The following is a 15,049-nucleotide window of genomic DNA, read 5'->3' as shown; positions in this document are numbered from 1 at the left end:
TCTCGCAGCGCAGTCGCCTCGCCAAAACAGGTAATCGGTTCGCCCGCAACAACAAATCGCCGGCCGGCGTTGTGCTCGCCTGACGTGCCGTTCTCGCCGGCAAGGTCGCGGTTATCCCTTGTGCGACATGATATGCGAAACCCCGACACTCACGTCGGCGGTGTGTCTTGCCATCACTGCGTTCATTCGCATTGCAATCGCCGCATAGCCGTTTCGTTCGTGGTCGGTAACTTCCGAGGGCTTGAAGAGCCAAGGAAGGGGTGCAACCTGCGCGTCGGCGAAATTGGCCGGCAGGTTCGATGGCAAGACCTTTTTCCCTAAAGGCAGCTCTAGCCCAAGGTCGCTAAATTCCTCCTCGAGACTGGCGTGCAGATGAGAAAGGACCACATAGATCGCCAGCTTTGATCTAGTCCTTTCTGTGTTGTTTTGGTTGTACTCTTGAAGAACCTCATCGAACGATGGCGCTACGTCGCTTTCCGCAGCGGTAGCTCGTGTTGCAACAGCACCGGCCAGGGCAGTCGCTGCCATTCCTGTAAGACCTACAAAATCACGCCTTGTCGTGCTGGTCATGGTGAATTCCCCTCGGTTTTGAAGACGGACCAAGTCTGGCAAGGACGAGGCGCAGTGGCAATAGGCCGCATACGCTACTGGTGTAGAGGGTCTTTACGTCGCCGATGTGAATCCACCCGGCAACGATAGTGCCAAGCCGCCAGCAGGCCTGCAATGCGTTCGCGAGCTTCGTCTGAGAGACGCCGCGAATCCAAGGAGGACTTCCTTGGAATTCATCCAGGCAAAGGGTCGGAAAAAATCCGCTGGTGGAGCTGAGGAGGATCGAACTCCTGACCTCGTCATTGCGAACGACGCGCTCTCCCAGCTGAGCTACAGCCCCGTCCAGCGGATGGGGCTTTTATCGGCCGCTGCGGTTTCCTGTCAAGGCTGCGCTTGCTGCCGAAATGCCGCTCGGCCGTTCGTGCGCCCTCGCCCATGCGGCAGAAGGCGGCTCTTGCCGCTTTCAGCTACAGTGGCTACATGTCGGCAACAATCGGAGACCGGCATGATCGCCCTCATTCAGACCATTGTCATGGCGCTTGACCTTTACTGGTGGATCATCATCGCCTCGGCGATATTTTCCTGGCTCTACGCCTTCAACGTCGTCAACTCCCGCAACCAGTTCGTCGACACCATCAGCAACATGCTCTATCGGCTGACCGAGCCGGCGCTGCGGCCGATCCGCCGCTTCATGCCCGACCTCGGCGGCATCGACATCTCGCCGATCATCCTGCTGCTGATCCTGTTCTTCATCCGGCAGTTCCTGCTCACCACCGTGCTTTCGCTGGTCGTCTGAGCCCAGGGCGTCGATGAGTGCGCCGTTCCGCACGCGCGCCGACGGCATCGACCTGTTTGTCCGGCTGACGCCGAAATCAGCGATGGACAGGCTGGAAGGCATCGAAACATCGGCGGATGGACGAAGCCATCTGAAGGCTCGCGTCCGCGCCGTGCCGGAAAACGGAGCCGCCAATCGAGCGCTGGAAAGGCTGGTAGCCAAGGCGCTTGGCGTGCCGGCATCGGGCGTCTCGATCGCTGCCGGCGGCACAGCTCGGCTGAAGACGCTGCGCGTGCTTGGCGATCCCGCGGCGCTGGCGAAACGCATCGATACGCTGGGCACACCTGCGCCATGATCTCGGCTGGCTCACTTACCCGCAAAAAAAGGCCGGGCTGCAAAGCCCGGCCAGATGTGAAGGTCGAAAACCTTCAGAGGGGAACGCGCCGGACGAATGGGAGGAAACATCCGACGCGCATTGCATATGGGTTGGCGTCGGCGACGTTTCAATGAGGTCGGAGGAAAGCTCAATGACCACTACTCGAGTTCTATTCTTCGATGTTCTGGGAACCGTCGTTGACTGGCGCAGCGGTATCGCAAGAGAGGCCGGCGCCTTCCTCGCGCGAGTTGGTGCAGAGCAGGTCGATCCCGGTGAATTCGCCGATGCGTGGGCGTCGCGCTATGACGCCTCGACCGAGGCGGTGCGGACGGGGCACCGGCCTTTCGTGTCACTTGACGTGATCAACAGGGAGAATCTGGACGCCACCCTCGTCCAGTTCGGGCTGGCCCCGTCCGAGCTGCCGACCGCCGAACTTGAGGAACTCAACCTCGCCTGGCACCGGCTGGAGCCGTGGCCCGATTCGCTGAAAGGCCTTGCGAGGCTAAGGGAGCGCTTCATCATCGCGCCCTTGTCGGGAGGCAATACCCGGCTGTTGCTGGATATGGCCAAGCGCGCCGACCTGCCTTGGGACACCGTCCTTGGCTCGGATGTGTTCGGCACCTACAAGCCTGCGCCGCAGGCTTATCTCCGCGCAGTGGAGATCCTGGGGGTGCGACCTGCGGAGGCCGTGTTAATCGCCGCGCACAATGACGACCTGGCCGCGGCACGAAAATGCGGTATCGGAACCGCCTTTGTTGCTCGGCCAAAAGAGCATGGCCCGGCGCAGACGACCGATCTCTCGCCTCTTGAGAGCTGGGACTTTGTGGCCGACGACCTTGTCCATCTCGCCCAAGTTCTCCCGTAGGCCGAGGGCAGAAAACCTAAGCGATGTCGTCGCGAATGCAGGCCTTCAGATGGCCCTCGGCTGTCGCCCTCAGCGGCGGTACAGCCCCGGCGCAAGCTTCCAGCGCGAACGGGCAACGGGTTCGGAAAACGCAGCCCGACGGCGGGTTTGCCGGGCTTGGAATATCGCCTTTGAGCACCTGCCGGCTTTGCCTGGCCAGCGGATCGAGCGACGGAATGGCTGACAGCAGCGCGCGCGTGTAGGGATGCTGCGGCCGGGCATAAAGCTCGGCCGCCGGCGCAACCTCCATGATGCGCCCGAGATAGAGCACGATGACCATGTCGCAGATGTACTCGACGACAGCCAGATCGTGCGAAATGAACAGCATGGTCAGGCCGAGCCGGAGCTGCAGGTCGCGCAACAAATTGATGATTTGCGCCTGGATCGAGACGTCGAGTGCCGAGACCGGCTCGTCGGCAACGATGAATTCCGGCTCGAGCGTCAGCGCCCGGGCGATGCCGATGCGCTGGCGCTGGCCGCCCGAAAATTCATGGGCGTAACGGTCATAGGCGTCGACCGGCAATTCGACCGCGGCAAGTGCCTTCTCGGCCTTCGCCCGCCGCTCGGACTTCTTGCCGATGCCTTGAATGTCCAGGCCCTCGGTGAGGATCTGCCCGATCGTCATGCGCGGCGACAGGCTGGCGAAGGGATCCTGGAAAATATACTGCATCTTGCGGCGCTGGCGGCGCAACTGAGCGGCACCCAGCCTGGTGATGTCGGTGCCGTCATAGTTGATTTGGCCGGATGTCGGCTCGATCAGACGCAGCACCGAGCGGCCGATCGTCGTCTTGCCGGAGCCGGATTCGCCGACCAGGCCGACCACCTGGCCACGCCCGATATCGAAAGAAATATCCTCCAACGCCCTTACGACGGGTCCGCGCGAGAACGCTGTCGGCGCAAAATGCTTGGTCAGGTTTTTGACAGCGAGGAAAGGGGCGTCGGCCATCAGAGCTCCTCCCAGCGCAGGCAGCGGCTTTGCTGGGTCGGCGTCGCCGCAAACAATGGAGGGACCGCGGCGCGGCAGGCAGGGATAGCCATCGGGCAACGCGGCGCGAAGGAACAGCCCATGGGCAGCAAGGCAAGCGACGGAACATTTCCGGCAATGGTCGGCAGCGGCGTTCCCGCCGCCTTCAGCGCCGTGGCCTGGCCGAGCCGCGGCACCGAGCGCATCAACCCTGCCGTATAGGGATGACGCGGACGGGTGAACACTTCGCTCACCGGACCTGTTTCGACGATACGCCCGGCATACATCACCGCCACCCGGTCGGCGATTTCGGCGACGACGCCGAGATTGTGGGTGACGAACAGGATGCCCATGCCGCGCTGCGCCTGCAGGTCGGCCAAAAGATCGAGGATCTGGGCCTGGATGGTGACGTCCAATGCGGTTGTCGGCTCGTCGGCGATCAGCAAACCAGGATCGCAGGACAGGGCCATGGCAATGGTGGCACGCTGGCGCATCCCGCCCGAAAGTTCGTGTGGATATTGCCGCGCCCGCCGCTTCGGATCGGGAATGCCGACCTGTTCCAGCAGCCGCACCGCGTCTGCTTCTGCCTCGCGGTGCGATTTGCCGAGATGGATGCGGATCGGTTCGGCGATCTGCTCGCCGATCGTGTAGACCGGGTTGAGGCTGGTCATCGGCTCCTGGAACACCATGCCGATCTCATTGCCGCGTATCTTGCGCAGCGACTCGGCATCGAGGCTGGTCAGCTCGGTAACCGTGCCGTTCTTGCGCCGCAGCGCGATCGACCCCTCGGCGATATGTCCGACCCTCTTTGGCAACAGGCCGATGATCGACAGGCTGGTGACAGATTTGCCGGACCCGGATTCGCCGACAAGCGCCACCGTCTCGCCGGAGCCGATCGTCAGGTCGACATCCCTTACCGCCGCGATGTCGCGCCCCGCGATGCGGAACACCGCGCGCAGGCCGGAAATCGAGAGGATCGGCATGGCGCTCAGCGGAGCAGCCCCACATCGCGAAGGATCATGTCGATCTTTGCGGTTTCCTCGTCGTTCAGGCTGCGCTGCGGCCGCGCCATGGTGTTCGACGCGATGATGCCGAGGCTCTTCATCGCCGCCTTGAAGGCGCCGACGCCGGCCGAGCCGGCGCTGGTCCTGCCGAGCGAGATCCAGACGATCTCGAACAGTTTCAGCAACCGCTCCTGCTCCACGCGGGCTTCGGCATGCTGGCCCGCCTGCGTCAGCTTCCACAGCCTGACATAACCATGCGGGTCGACATTGGCGAGCCCCGGCACGACGCCATGCGCACCCATCGCCAGCACGCTGTCGACCAGGATCTCGGAGCCGGTCATGCCGAAGAAGCCGGGGTCGTCGGCCATGTCCTTGAGCACGTAACGCAGATTGCCGTCATCGCCGCTGGAATCCTTGATGCCCGCGATGGCGCCTTCCCTGGCGAGGCCGACCGTGGTCTTTCGCTCCAGCTTGACGTGGACACAGACCGGGATGTCGTAGGCGATGACCGGAATGTCGAGCGCATCCTTGATATAGCGGAAGTGGTCGCCGATCTCCGGCTGGCTGGTGCGGGTATAAAACGGCGCGGTGACGACGATGGCGTCGGCGCCGGCCGATCTGGCGATGCGGGCGTGGTTGATGACGCGGTCGGTCGTCGGGTCGATGACCCCGGCGAAGATCGGAACCCGGCCGTTATTGACCTTGACCGCGTGCTCGAGGACGGCCCTGCGGCCCGCCTCGTCGTGGAAGACCACCTCGCTGGTCGAGCCGAGCACGAACAGCCCGTGAACGCCGCCGTCGAGCAGGTTCTCGATGGTGCGGGTGAACGACGGAAAGTCGATGCTGAAATCGGCATTGAGCGGGGTGACGACAGGTGGCACGACGCCGGTAAACAGGGGCATTTTGATAAACCTTTGAGGTCAGTTGAGATCGGAGCGGGGGTCGAATGCGTCGCGCAGGCCGTCGCCGATGAAATTGATGGCGAGCACGGTGAGCACCAGTGCGGCGCCCGGGAACATCCATTGCCAGGGGTAATTTTCAAGCACCACGGTGGAGCGGGCGAGATTGAGCATGTTGCCCCAGCTGGCTTCGGGCGGTGCGATGCCGAGGCCGAGGAATGACAGGCCGGCCTCGAGCAGGATGGCGTTGGCGATCTGCAAGGTGGCGTAGACGACCAGGATATCGATGCAATTGGGCAGGCCATGCCGGAACAGCAGATGCGGCAGCCCCGCGCCCATGCCGCGGGCGGCAACGACGAAATCGCGCTCGCGCAGTTCGAGCAGCCGGGCGCGCACCATGCGCGACAGCACCGGCCAGGAGAGCAGCGAGATCACCAGGATGGTCGGGGCGATGCCGGTGCCGGCGATCGAAGCCAGCCCCAGCAGGAAGATCACCGGCGGCAGCGTCATCGCCAGGTCGACCAGGCGCATCACCGTGCCGTCGACAAGACGCCCGCCAAAGCTGGCGACGGCGCCGACCAGGAAGCCGATGACGGTCGATATGGCGACCGAGCAGACGGCGACCAGCAGTGAGATCCGTCCGCCTTGCAGCAGCCGGGCCATGACGTCGCGCCCGACGCCGTCGCTGCCCAGCCAATGAATGGCCGACGGCGCCTTGTTCATTGCTCGGAGGTCGATGGTGTTAGGACCGAACGGCCACCACAAAGGATACGTCGAAACCGCCAGCAGGATCGGGATGACGATCAAAAGCCCGGCACGCGCCGCGCGGTTTTCAAAAAAGCGGTCGAGCGCGCGGCGAAGCGGGCCTTTGGTTTGCGGCACGGCTGTCGGGTCAACTGTAGGATCTGGCGCCGTGATTGCCATCATGCCACCTGAATGCGCGGGTCGACGACGGCATAGACGACGTCGGTCAAGAGGTTGACCAGGATGACGCAAACGCCGATCACCAGGGTAGCGCCCATGATCACCGGGTAATCGCGGGTGCCGACGGCGTTGACCAGAAGCAGTCCCATGCCCGGCCAGTTGAACACGCTTTCCAGGAAGATAGCGCCGCCGATGGCGATGCCGACAGTAGAGCCGATCAAAGTAATGACCGGCAAGAGCGCATTGCGGGTCGCGTGCTTGATGATCACCCAGAACTCGCGCACGCCCTTGGCGCGCGCCGTCCGCACGTAATCCTGGTTGAGCACTTCCAGCAGCGAGGCGCGCATGTAACGCATGATCAGCGCGGCATGGCCGACGGACAGCAGGCAGGCGGGCAGGACGAGGTGCGCAAGCACATCCGTCGCCGAGAACGGCGCACCCGCGGTCTGCATGCCGCCGGACGGCGCCCAGCGCAGCAGCACCGAGAAGAAATAGAGACCGAGCAGCGCTGTCAGAAAAGCCGGGCTGGAGATACCGATAAACGACAGCACCGACAGCGCGATGTCGGATGGTTCGTTACGGCGCACCGCGCTGAAAATGCCGGCGGAAATGCCGAGCACGATGGCGATCGCCAGGCCCGTACCCATCAGCAGCGCCGTCGGGCCGATGCGTTCCATGACCAGTGGCAGCACGGCAACGCCGCTGCGCTGGATCGAATAGCCGAAGTCACCGCTCAGCGCCGCGCGCAGCCAGGCGAGATATTGCACGGGAAGCGGCCGATCGAGTCCGAGCCGTTCGCGCAGGCCCTCGAGGTCGGAAGCCGACATGGGGACCGATGGGTTGATATAGGCGTCGATCGGATCGCCCGGCGCCAGCCGCAACAGGATGAAGATGAGGACGCTGAGCGCGACCAGCATCAGCAATCCTGTGGCGCTGCGGCGGGCAATGAAGCTCAACATCGGCTATCCGTGGCGGTGGCAGGCGGCGCCAAAGTGGTCCCGCCTGCTCGCTTGCTTGCGGGTTTCTTACTGGATGTCCCAGCGCTCGGGGTGAGCTGCGTAGGGGCCGCCGCCCGGCGCCGGCGTCCAGACGAAGTCATGCAGCTTGGTCGACGCCACGCCATAGCGGTTGGCCACCCACAACGTCGCCCAGGGCAGGTCCTTGTTCATGACCTTGCAGACCTCCTGCCAGGATTGATCGAGCTTGGCCGGATCGGTCTGGCCTAGCGCGGCGTCCAATGCAGCGCTCAGATCGTCGAACCCGATGCGCATGGTGTTGAAGCCTGCCGGCGGGATCTGCGACTTGTTGAGGCCGGGATTGAGGCCGGCCGGGTTGGGGCCATTCTGCAGGCCGGCATAGACCATCGGAAAGGCGTTCCAGTCCGGCGTGCCTTGCTTGTAGACGATGCCATTGTAGGTCGGCGTATCGACGACCCGCGGCACCACATTGATGCCGACTTCGGCCAGCATCGACTGGATGGCGGCCATCACGTTGGCCGCTTGCGGCGAGCCGTAATAGGTCAGCAGGGTGATCGGTTTGTCGCCGTTGATCTTGTCCCAGCCCGCCTCGCTCAGCAGCGCCTTGGCCTTTGCCGGATCGTAGGCATAGGGTTCGAGGCCTGCGGGAACAAGGTGCGGCGCGACATAGCCGCAATTGGCTGGCTCGGCGGCACCGCCGTAGAGGCTGTCGATGATGGCGTTGCGATCGATCGCGTACATGATCGCCTGGCGGACACGGATATCCCTAAACAGGTCGACCTTCTGGTTCAGGCCGATATAGTTGACCACGTACGAGGCACCTCCGATCACCTTGAAATTGCTGTCGCTCTTGAACGATGCCGCATCGTCGGGCTCGACATAGGTGAACTGGATTTCGCCGGCACGGAGCGCGGCAACGGCCGCCGCCGGCGACTCGAAATAGCGGTTGATGAGCACGTCTACCTTCGGCTTGCCGCCGCGATAATCGTCATCGGCTGCCAGCTCGACATATTGGTCGCTCACGTAGCGCTTGAACTTGAACGGGCCGGTGCCGACCGGAGTGGTCGACCACCAGGTGCTGGTCGCCAGCGATTCCGGCGACAGTGCGGCCAGGGCATGCTCCGGCAGGATCATCAGCTGCGACAGGATCGATAGAAACGATCCGTTCGGTTTCGATAGCTTCACCACTGCGGTGTGGTCATCCGGCGCATCGATCGAGGCGATGTCGGCGAGGCGGGCGGCAAACAGGCTGCCGGAGGCCTTGTTCCTGGCAAGCTCGAGGGTGAACTTGACGTCCTTCGAGGTGAACGGCTTGCCGTCGTGCCAGGTCTCGTTGACCAGGTTGAACGTATAGCTCAGCTGGTCGTCGCTGATCTTGTAGTCCTTGGCGAGGTCGCCTTCGATCTCGGTCAGCCCGGCATTGTAGATGACCAGCGGTTCAAAATAGGTGCTGAGCCAGGTGTAGCCGCCGGTCGCGACCAGCGGGTTGAAGTTCTTGGGAAAACCGCCGGGGCCGACGTCGAAGCCGCCCGCAATGGTCTTGGCGCTTTGTGCCTGGACACTGGTCAATGGGGCAATGCTGGCGAGCAGCAGCCCGGCGACTGAGAATGCGATGGTCCTGATGCGCATGGTTTCCTCCCTTGGCATAGTCAGGTTGTTCTTCAGCTTGCTCGGTTTTTGGCGATAACCTGCTGGATCCCCCGGTAATGGTCATCGAGCCGCCGACGCGCCTGGTCGACATCCTTGGCGGCGACAGCCTCGACGATCTCGTGATGGTCGCGCCATGTCGCCAGCGGCGTCGGATTGTCGAGATTGGTGAAATTCGAGGCCTTGTTGAACGCCATCCAGAAGATGTCGATCAGCGCGCTCAGCATGCGATTGTTCTGGCAGCGGAACAGCAGCTGATGGAATTGCTGGTCCTCTTCGGCGAAGCTCTCATGGCGCTCGGCACGTTGCCGCATGCGCTCGGTCAACTGGCGCAGCGCTTCGATATCTTCGGCGCTGATCATCTCGATCGTCTTGGCGATGAGGCCGGTTTCCAGCACGCGGCGGATTTCGCGCAGCTCTTCGACGTCGCGCAGCGAATCCTGCAAACCGTAGGCCAGGTTGTCCAGCAGCGGCTTGAACGAGAACTCCTTGACGAACACGCCGATGCCGCGCCGTGTCTCCAGGATGCCAATCGATTCCAGCGCCTTGATGGCCTCCCGCACGGAGTTGCGGCCGACGCCGAGCCGCTGCGCCAGGAACGTCTCCGGCGGCAAGGGATCGCCGGCCTTGAGCTGGTTGCTTTCGATATAGGCCCTGAGGCTTTCCTGCACGGTGACGTGCAGCAGCGGTGGTCTGCTCAACGGTTCGATCGACTTCAGTTCCGCCATCCCACTGCTTTCATCATCCGCTGAAGCTTGCCCGCTGCTTGTCGTATAGCTACTTGTAGGATATCCTGCAAGCCCATAGCAACGTGTTACTCCCGAATGAAGATAATCCTCGCCGGCTCGAGCCACTGGCACGCCGAAATGCACCTCGACGCCGCACGCTTTTCCGGTGCGGAGATCGCCGGTATCTGGGACGAGAATCCTGGCCAAGCGCATGCGTTCGCCGCGCACCACGACCTGCCGTTTATCGAAGATTTCAAGGAGATACTCTCCAGCCCGCCGGATGTGATCCTGTTGATGGGGCAGCCTTCGATGGTGCCGGCGCGGGCACGTGCGATCATCGCGGCAAGGATACCGCTGATCCTGGAGAAGCCGGCGGCCAGCCATACGAGGGAACTGATGGCGCTGCGCGACCTTGCCAGGCAGTACCAGGCTTTTGTCGCTGTTCCCCTGCCCAACCGTTTCGGGCCGGCCGTTGCCGGCCTTGAACGGCTGCGCCGGCAAGGTCGCGCCGGCCCCGTGGCGCATTGCCAGTTCCGGCTGGTCAACGGCCCGCCTGGGCGCTACATCGCCGACGGTGTCGCCTGGGTGCTCGACCCGGCGGTTGGTGGCGGGGGTGCGTTGAGGAATCTCGGCATACACGGCGTCGACGCGGCACTCAGCCTCGCAACCGGCAAGCTCGGCCTGAAAAGCGTTTCGATCGCGAACCGCATCCATCCCGGCCCGGTCGAGGATCACGCACTTCTGGTGCTGGAAGACGAGGCCGGCGCGCTGTTCATCGTCGAGGCCGGTTACACCTTTGCTTCGATGCGCCCTGGCGGTGACTTCGAGTGGCGCATCGTCAGTGCCAATGCCACCCTCATCGATCATGGCGACCATGTTATCTGCGCAGCGCTCGACGACGCGGCAATCGTCGACTTGCCGGTCGAACTGCCGGCGACGCGCTATCGTCTGTTCATGCGCGATACGCTTGACCGGCTGGCCAGAAAGGCGCCTCCGCCGGTGTCCATCGAAGATTATGTTGCGGCGATGTCGCTGATCGACGCCGCCTATCAAAAGGCAGGACCATGATTGGAATAGGAATTATCGGCGCCGGCGATTTCGGCGCAGCCCATGCGCGGGCAATCCCTGAGGCTGGCGGCATTCGCCTCGTCGCCGCCTCTCGAGGAAATGCCGACGCACTGCAGCAATTCACCGCTGAACATGGCGGCCGCGGCTACGCGGACTGGCGAAGGCTGCTGGACGACAAGGAGGTCGATGCGGTCCTCATTGCCAGCCCGCACCATCTCCATGCCGAAATGGCCATCGGCGCGGCAAAGGCCGGCAAGCATATTCTGCTCGAAAAACCGATGGCGCCGACGGTGGCTGCCTGCGATGCGATCAACGCCGCCGTGGCCAAGGGCGGCGTCAAGCTGATGGTCGCCCACCTCATGCATTTCGCCCCGCCCTGCATGGCGGCCAGGCAAATTCTGGAGGAAGGCGAGCTCGGCCGGCCGCTCGCCGGATCGAGCTGGATCATCAAGCTGTGGATGGAGCACAATCGCCGCGACTGGCATCTGCGCAAGGCGACCGGCGGCGGCATGCTGTTGACGGCCGGCATCCACGCGGTCGATCGCCTGGTCTGGCTGATGGATGACGATGTCGTGTCGGTGAGCGGCATGCTCGGCGCCAAGTTCCATGACCAGGAAGCAGACGACAGCGCTCTGCTCGGATTGCGCTTCGCCGGCGGCGGCGTCGGCCAGGTGCAGAGCGTCGGCTATCGCACCGGCGCCACCACCTATGCCATGGATCTGGTCTGCGAGCGGGGAACGCTGCGCATCGACATGGACCGCGGCACCATGCTTGGCCGCGAGACGGTCTGGACCGAGCTGCCCGGGTCCTTTGAGCCGAACTGGATGCATAACGCGCTGGTGCGCGAATGGAGCGCAATGCGCGATGCCATTGCCGATGACACGCCGGTGCCGGTCGACGGCATCTATGCGCGCAAGATCATCGCCATTATCGAGGCTGCCTTCGCGTCGAACGAAACCCGCCGCGAACACGAGATCGCCGGTGGACGCTGACCTCGACGACCATCTGGCCCGCTTGCCCGCACACGCACCGCGCGGCATCTGGGGCGCGGTGATGCTGGCCATCGACGATCGCGGAGCGATCGACTGGCAGGCGACGGAAGAGACGATCGCCCGGCTCTGCGCCTCAGGCGTCGACGGCGTCTATTCCAATGGCACGGCCTGCGAATTCCATTGCCAGACCGAGCCCGAATTCGACCGGCTTTGTGAGTTGGTCGCAACCATAGCCGGCCGCGCGCGCCTTCCTTTCCAGATCGGCATCAGCCAGTCCAATCCGCGCGTCGCGCTGGAGCGACTGACGCGGGTCGCCGGACTTCGCCCGGCAGCGGTGCAGTTCACGCTGCCCGACTGGTGGCCGCCCAGCGACGACGAGGTCATGCGCTTTGCCGGCGGCCTGTGCGACGCCGCGCCTGAAACACCGCTGGTGCTCTACAATCCGCCGCACGCCAAGCGCCGCCTGACGCTCGACGGCATCGTCAGTCTGCGTGCGGCCGTGCCATCGCTGGTCGGCGCCAAGCTGCCGGGCGGCGACGCCGGCTGGTATGCCGACACGCGCCGCAGACTGGACGGATTTTCCGTCTTCGTCCCCGGCCACACGCTGGCAACAGGCTATGCCGGGGGAGCCCATGGCAGCTACTCCAACGTTGCCTGCCTCAACCCGAAGGGCGCGGTGCAGTGGTGGCAGATGATCCGCACCGACATGGCCGCAGCTGCCGAATTCGAGGCCCGCATACAGGCCTTCCTTGCCGTACATGTCCTACCGTTTCGCACCCGTTACAATGTCGGTGATGCAGCACTCGATAAGGCGATGGCGGCGGCTGGCGGCTGGGCGCCGCTTGGGCCGCGATTGCTCTGGCCCTACAGCTCCGTTCCCGATCAGGAAATACCGACGCTGGCCAGGGCGGCTCACGCGGCTTTCCCGGAATGGTGGTAGACCCGTCACCAAGGCGCGGGACGACGGTGGCTCTTCAGCAGCCGGCGCGTGCTCCCTGCGTCGCGCGTGACACAAACGCCCCCGGCTGAGGGACATCGGCCTCGCGCCGTGCCAGTGAATTGCGCAACAGCGCGATCGCCTCGCGGCCGGCGGTCGCAATCTCGCGTGGCCTGTCGACGCCGACGATCATGAACTCCTTGATCCCCAAAGCGGCGTAGGAAAGCAGCGACAGCGCGACCTGCGCCGGCGGCCCGGCAAGTTCGAGCGCCTTCTGGCAGGAAGCGGCCGATTTGTCTTCCGAACGGATTCGGACGGGAAGCGCGAAACGCAGCTTGCCGGCCCGGCCGTGTTCGGCAGCAGCGCCGCGTACGCGCTCCATTGACTGGTGAATTTCTGCAAGCGAGCCAGGCGCCAGCTCGAACACGTCCGCATGCCTGCCCGCGACCCTGAGCGCAGTGCCCGACTGCCCGCCCATGCGGATGGTCACATCGGCACCATGCGGCCCCTTGCGCGGCACATAGCCGCCTTTGATGCTGTAAAAGGTGCCTTCATGGTCGAACGGCCTGTCGTTCGACCACAACCGCTTCAGCAGCACCAGATATTCATCAATGCGTTGCCAGACCACTGTGTGGCCGGCCGGACGTGCCTCGGCATCGTCGTCGCTCAGCGGCTCGCTGAGCATCCTGAGCGACAGCCGGCCACCGCTTCTCGCGTCGAGGGCAGCGAACTGCCGCGCCGCCACGGTTGGTTCGATCACGCCTGCCCAATGCGTGAGCACGACCTCCAGGGACGAGGTCCGGTCCAGCGTCTGGGCGGCAAGGTCCATATTGGTCAGCAGCCCGGCCTGGTCGTCGATGACGATCCTCTGGAATCCAGCATCCTCGATCAGTGACAGCTTCGTCGCGGTCTCGACAAAGTCATAGAAAAAGCTGGCGTCGGCAGCGTGGATCTTACCGGGAACATGCGTGAACTCGATCGGCATTGCCATCTCCTCCATCACGGTGGAATCAGGGCGCGCAAATGCGCACCGGCATTCGGTTCATCAACTCCGGAATTTCTGCAAACGGCAGGTCGCTATCCCGAGGTAGCCTCGATGATCAGAGCCTTGACAATCAGGGGATCAGCCCCAGTACCACTGCCCCGGTGAATACAAACGCAAGGGCAAAGACGAGATAGGCGAAAGCACCGGCATAGGCCGGCCGCCACACCTGGTCGGAACCCAGCCTTTGGCCTTTGCGGGCAGTCTGAGCGTTCTGGCTATAGGACATATCGACCTCCGTCTCGGCGCTTAATCTATAAAATCAGTAGACTTTGTCGAGTGCTATTTTCGCGCGATCCTTAGAACAATTTTCTCCAAACGGCGGACAAGTTAGTGCTTTTACTGCTTAGCACTGCCTTTTGCGGCATGCCGGGGTGACGGCAGGAAACGTCAGGTCCACGTGTCTGTGGCTCCTTGGCCATCCAATGGATGAGGGATAGCATCGCTTTAGCGGAAAGCCGCGACGTCACGACAAGGCAGCAGGGAGCAAACCATGGGGACAAGACTGGCCGGCAAGGTCGCCATCATTTCGGGCGGCGCGACGGGAATGGGCGGTGCGGCCTCGGAGCTTTTCGCGGCCGAGGGCGCTAAGGTGGCGATCGTCGACCGCAACGGCGAAGCGGCGGCGGCCACCGCAGCGGCAATCAGGCAACGCGGCCATGTCGCCGAACACTGGGTCGCCGACGTATCGGATGAGGCGCAGGTCGAAGCGGCGGTGAAGGGCGCGACGGAAAAATTCGGCCCGGTCACGGTTCTGTTCAACCACGCCGGCACCCTCGTCATCAAACCCTTCCTGGAGACCACGCGGCAGGAATGGGACTGGCTGCATGCCATCAATGTGCGTTCGATGTTCCTGATGACGCGTGCTGTGTTGCCCGGCATGATCGCCGCCGGCGGCGGGTCCATCGTCTGCACCTCGTCGATCCCGGCGGTGGCGGCGACGCCGATGGAGGTGCTTTACGACACCACCAAGGGCGCCTGCCATATGTTCGCGCGTGCCATCGCCGTCGAGTTCCGCGACCGCAACATCCGCTGCAATGCGGTCTGTCCAGGCTTCATCAGGACACCGCATGGCCTGCGCGAGGTCGCCGATCTCGACAAACTCGGCGTCGATGTCTCCGACGCGGCAATGGCGGCGCAGCAAGGGCGGATCGGCGAGCCGGAAGAGGTCGCGAAGGCAGCCCTGTTCCTGGCCAGCGACGAGGCCAGCTTCGTCAACGGCGCCCATCTGTTCGTCGATAACGGCTTCACCGCGATGTGAAA

General features: G+C 63.6%; 17 protein-coding genes and 1 tRNA gene. 7 read left to right on the top strand and 11 right to left on the bottom strand.

Translation table 11 applies throughout. The features are described 5' to 3' along the window. Positions 1-111 precede the first annotated feature (111 nt). Both NKH49_RS08365 and NKH49_RS08360 read right to left on the bottom strand, forming a co-directional pair. Positions 112-570 (bottom strand): hypothetical protein, encoded by a 459-nt coding sequence (locus tag NKH49_RS08365; protein ID WP_352470730.1) that lies wholly within the window; start codon positions 568-570, stop codon positions 112-114. Between the two features lie 243 nt (positions 571-813). Continuing rightward, a tRNA-Ala gene (locus tag NKH49_RS08360) sits at positions 814-889 on the bottom strand. A 165-nt stretch (positions 890-1,054) separates the two neighbouring features. Between NKH49_RS08360 and NKH49_RS08355 the strand changes: the two genes are divergently transcribed. The 3 genes from NKH49_RS08355 to NKH49_RS08345 all read left to right on the top strand — a co-directional run bounded on the left by NKH49_RS08355 (position 1,055) and on the right by NKH49_RS08345 (position 2,565). After that, complete coding sequence (locus NKH49_RS08355; protein ID WP_023678162.1) at positions 1,055-1,345, top strand: YggT family protein; 291 nt, start codon at positions 1,055-1,057, stop codon at positions 1,343-1,345. 13 nt (positions 1,346-1,358) lie between these two features. Then, entirely contained in the window at positions 1,359-1,679 is a 321-nt protein-coding gene (locus NKH49_RS08350) for a DUF167 family protein (RefSeq protein WP_352470731.1), read from the top strand. Between the two features lie 172 nt (positions 1,680-1,851). Continuing rightward, positions 1,852-2,565 (top strand): haloacid dehalogenase type II, encoded by a 714-nt coding sequence (locus NKH49_RS08345; RefSeq protein ID WP_352925906.1) that lies wholly within the window; start codon positions 1,852-1,854, stop codon positions 2,563-2,565. Between the two features lie 16 nt (positions 2,566-2,581). Here NKH49_RS08345 and NKH49_RS08340 read toward each other — a convergent pair whose 3' ends face one another. The 7 genes from NKH49_RS08340 to NKH49_RS08310 form a co-directional block, all read right to left on the bottom strand. Further along, positions 2,582-3,550, bottom strand: a complete 969-nt coding sequence (locus tag NKH49_RS08340; RefSeq protein WP_352470733.1) for an ABC transporter ATP-binding protein — start codon at positions 3,548-3,550, stop codon at positions 2,582-2,584. Continuing rightward, complete coding sequence (locus NKH49_RS08335; protein ID WP_352613542.1) at positions 3,550-4,560, bottom strand: ABC transporter ATP-binding protein; 1,011 nt, start codon at positions 4,558-4,560, stop codon at positions 3,550-3,552. Before NKH49_RS08335 ends, NKH49_RS08340 begins: the two co-directional genes overlap by 1 nt. Next, the gene (locus NKH49_RS08330) at positions 4,557-5,474 is read right to left on the bottom strand and encodes a dihydrodipicolinate synthase family protein (RefSeq protein ID WP_352470734.1); all 918 of its coding nucleotides are present in this window, start codon (positions 5,472-5,474) and stop codon (positions 4,557-4,559) included. The genes NKH49_RS08335 and NKH49_RS08330 overlap by 4 nt, the downstream gene beginning before the upstream one ends. 18 nt (positions 5,475-5,492) lie before the next feature. Further along, positions 5,493-6,398, bottom strand: coding sequence for an ABC transporter permease (locus NKH49_RS08325; protein ID WP_502907855.1), 906 nt, complete (start codon positions 6,396-6,398; stop codon positions 5,493-5,495). Beyond that, the gene (locus tag NKH49_RS08320) at positions 6,395-7,354 is read right to left on the bottom strand and encodes an ABC transporter permease (protein WP_023678169.1); all 960 of its coding nucleotides are present in this window, start codon (positions 7,352-7,354) and stop codon (positions 6,395-6,397) included. Before NKH49_RS08320 ends, NKH49_RS08325 begins: the two co-directional genes overlap by 4 nt. A gap of 66 nt (positions 7,355-7,420) precedes the next feature. Then, a complete protein-coding gene (locus NKH49_RS08315; RefSeq protein ID WP_352470737.1) occupies positions 7,421-9,001 on the bottom strand; it encodes an ABC transporter substrate-binding protein in 1,581 nt (526 codons plus the stop codon). A 32-nt stretch (positions 9,002-9,033) separates the two neighbouring features. Further along, on the bottom strand, positions 9,034-9,747 hold the full coding sequence (locus tag NKH49_RS08310; protein ID WP_352470738.1) for a FadR/GntR family transcriptional regulator: 714 nt from the start codon (positions 9,745-9,747) through the stop codon (positions 9,034-9,036). A gap of 96 nt (positions 9,748-9,843) precedes the next feature. Between NKH49_RS08310 and NKH49_RS08305 the strand changes: the two genes are divergently transcribed. Genes NKH49_RS08305 through NKH49_RS08295 form a run of 3 tightly spaced genes read left to right on the top strand, consistent with a single transcriptional unit; the run spans position 9,844 to position 12,747 of the window. Then, positions 9,844-10,815, top strand: a complete 972-nt coding sequence (locus NKH49_RS08305) for a Gfo/Idh/MocA family protein (protein ID WP_352613206.1) — start codon at positions 9,844-9,846, stop codon at positions 10,813-10,815. Further along, positions 10,812-11,807: a Gfo/Idh/MocA family protein gene (locus tag NKH49_RS08300; protein ID WP_352613204.1), complete on the top strand. Its 996-nt coding sequence runs from the start codon at positions 10,812-10,814 to the stop codon at positions 11,805-11,807. The genes NKH49_RS08305 and NKH49_RS08300 overlap by 4 nt, the downstream gene beginning before the upstream one ends. Continuing rightward, positions 11,797-12,747, top strand: a complete 951-nt coding sequence (locus NKH49_RS08295) for a dihydrodipicolinate synthase family protein (RefSeq protein ID WP_352613202.1) — start codon at positions 11,797-11,799, stop codon at positions 12,745-12,747. Before NKH49_RS08300 ends, NKH49_RS08295 begins: the two co-directional genes overlap by 11 nt. Before the next feature lie 34 nt (positions 12,748-12,781). Here NKH49_RS08295 and NKH49_RS08290 read toward each other — a convergent pair whose 3' ends face one another. Beyond that, positions 12,782-13,729 (bottom strand): LLM class flavin-dependent oxidoreductase, encoded by a 948-nt coding sequence (locus NKH49_RS08290; RefSeq protein WP_352613200.1) that lies wholly within the window; start codon positions 13,727-13,729, stop codon positions 12,782-12,784. 130 nt (positions 13,730-13,859) lie between these two features. Further along, positions 13,860-14,015 carry a hypothetical protein gene (locus NKH49_RS08285; protein ID WP_023678176.1) on the bottom strand — a complete coding sequence of 52 codons (156 nt, stop codon included), beginning with the start codon at positions 14,013-14,015 and terminating at the stop codon, positions 13,860-13,862. 264 nt (positions 14,016-14,279) lie between these two features. Between NKH49_RS08285 and NKH49_RS08280 the strand changes: the two genes are divergently transcribed. Beyond that, positions 14,280-15,047 carry an SDR family NAD(P)-dependent oxidoreductase gene (locus NKH49_RS08280; protein WP_352925900.1) on the top strand — a complete coding sequence of 256 codons (768 nt, stop codon included), beginning with the start codon at positions 14,280-14,282 and terminating at the stop codon, positions 15,045-15,047. Positions 15,048-15,049: the final 2 nt, after the last annotated feature.

This window comes from Mesorhizobium sp. M1088 (genome assembly GCF_040318575.1).
Lineage (GTDB): Bacteria > Pseudomonadota > Alphaproteobacteria > Rhizobiales > Rhizobiaceae > Mesorhizobium.
The sequence above is the reverse complement of the archived record's forward strand: the minus strand, read 5'-3'. Positions and strand labels throughout refer to the sequence as shown.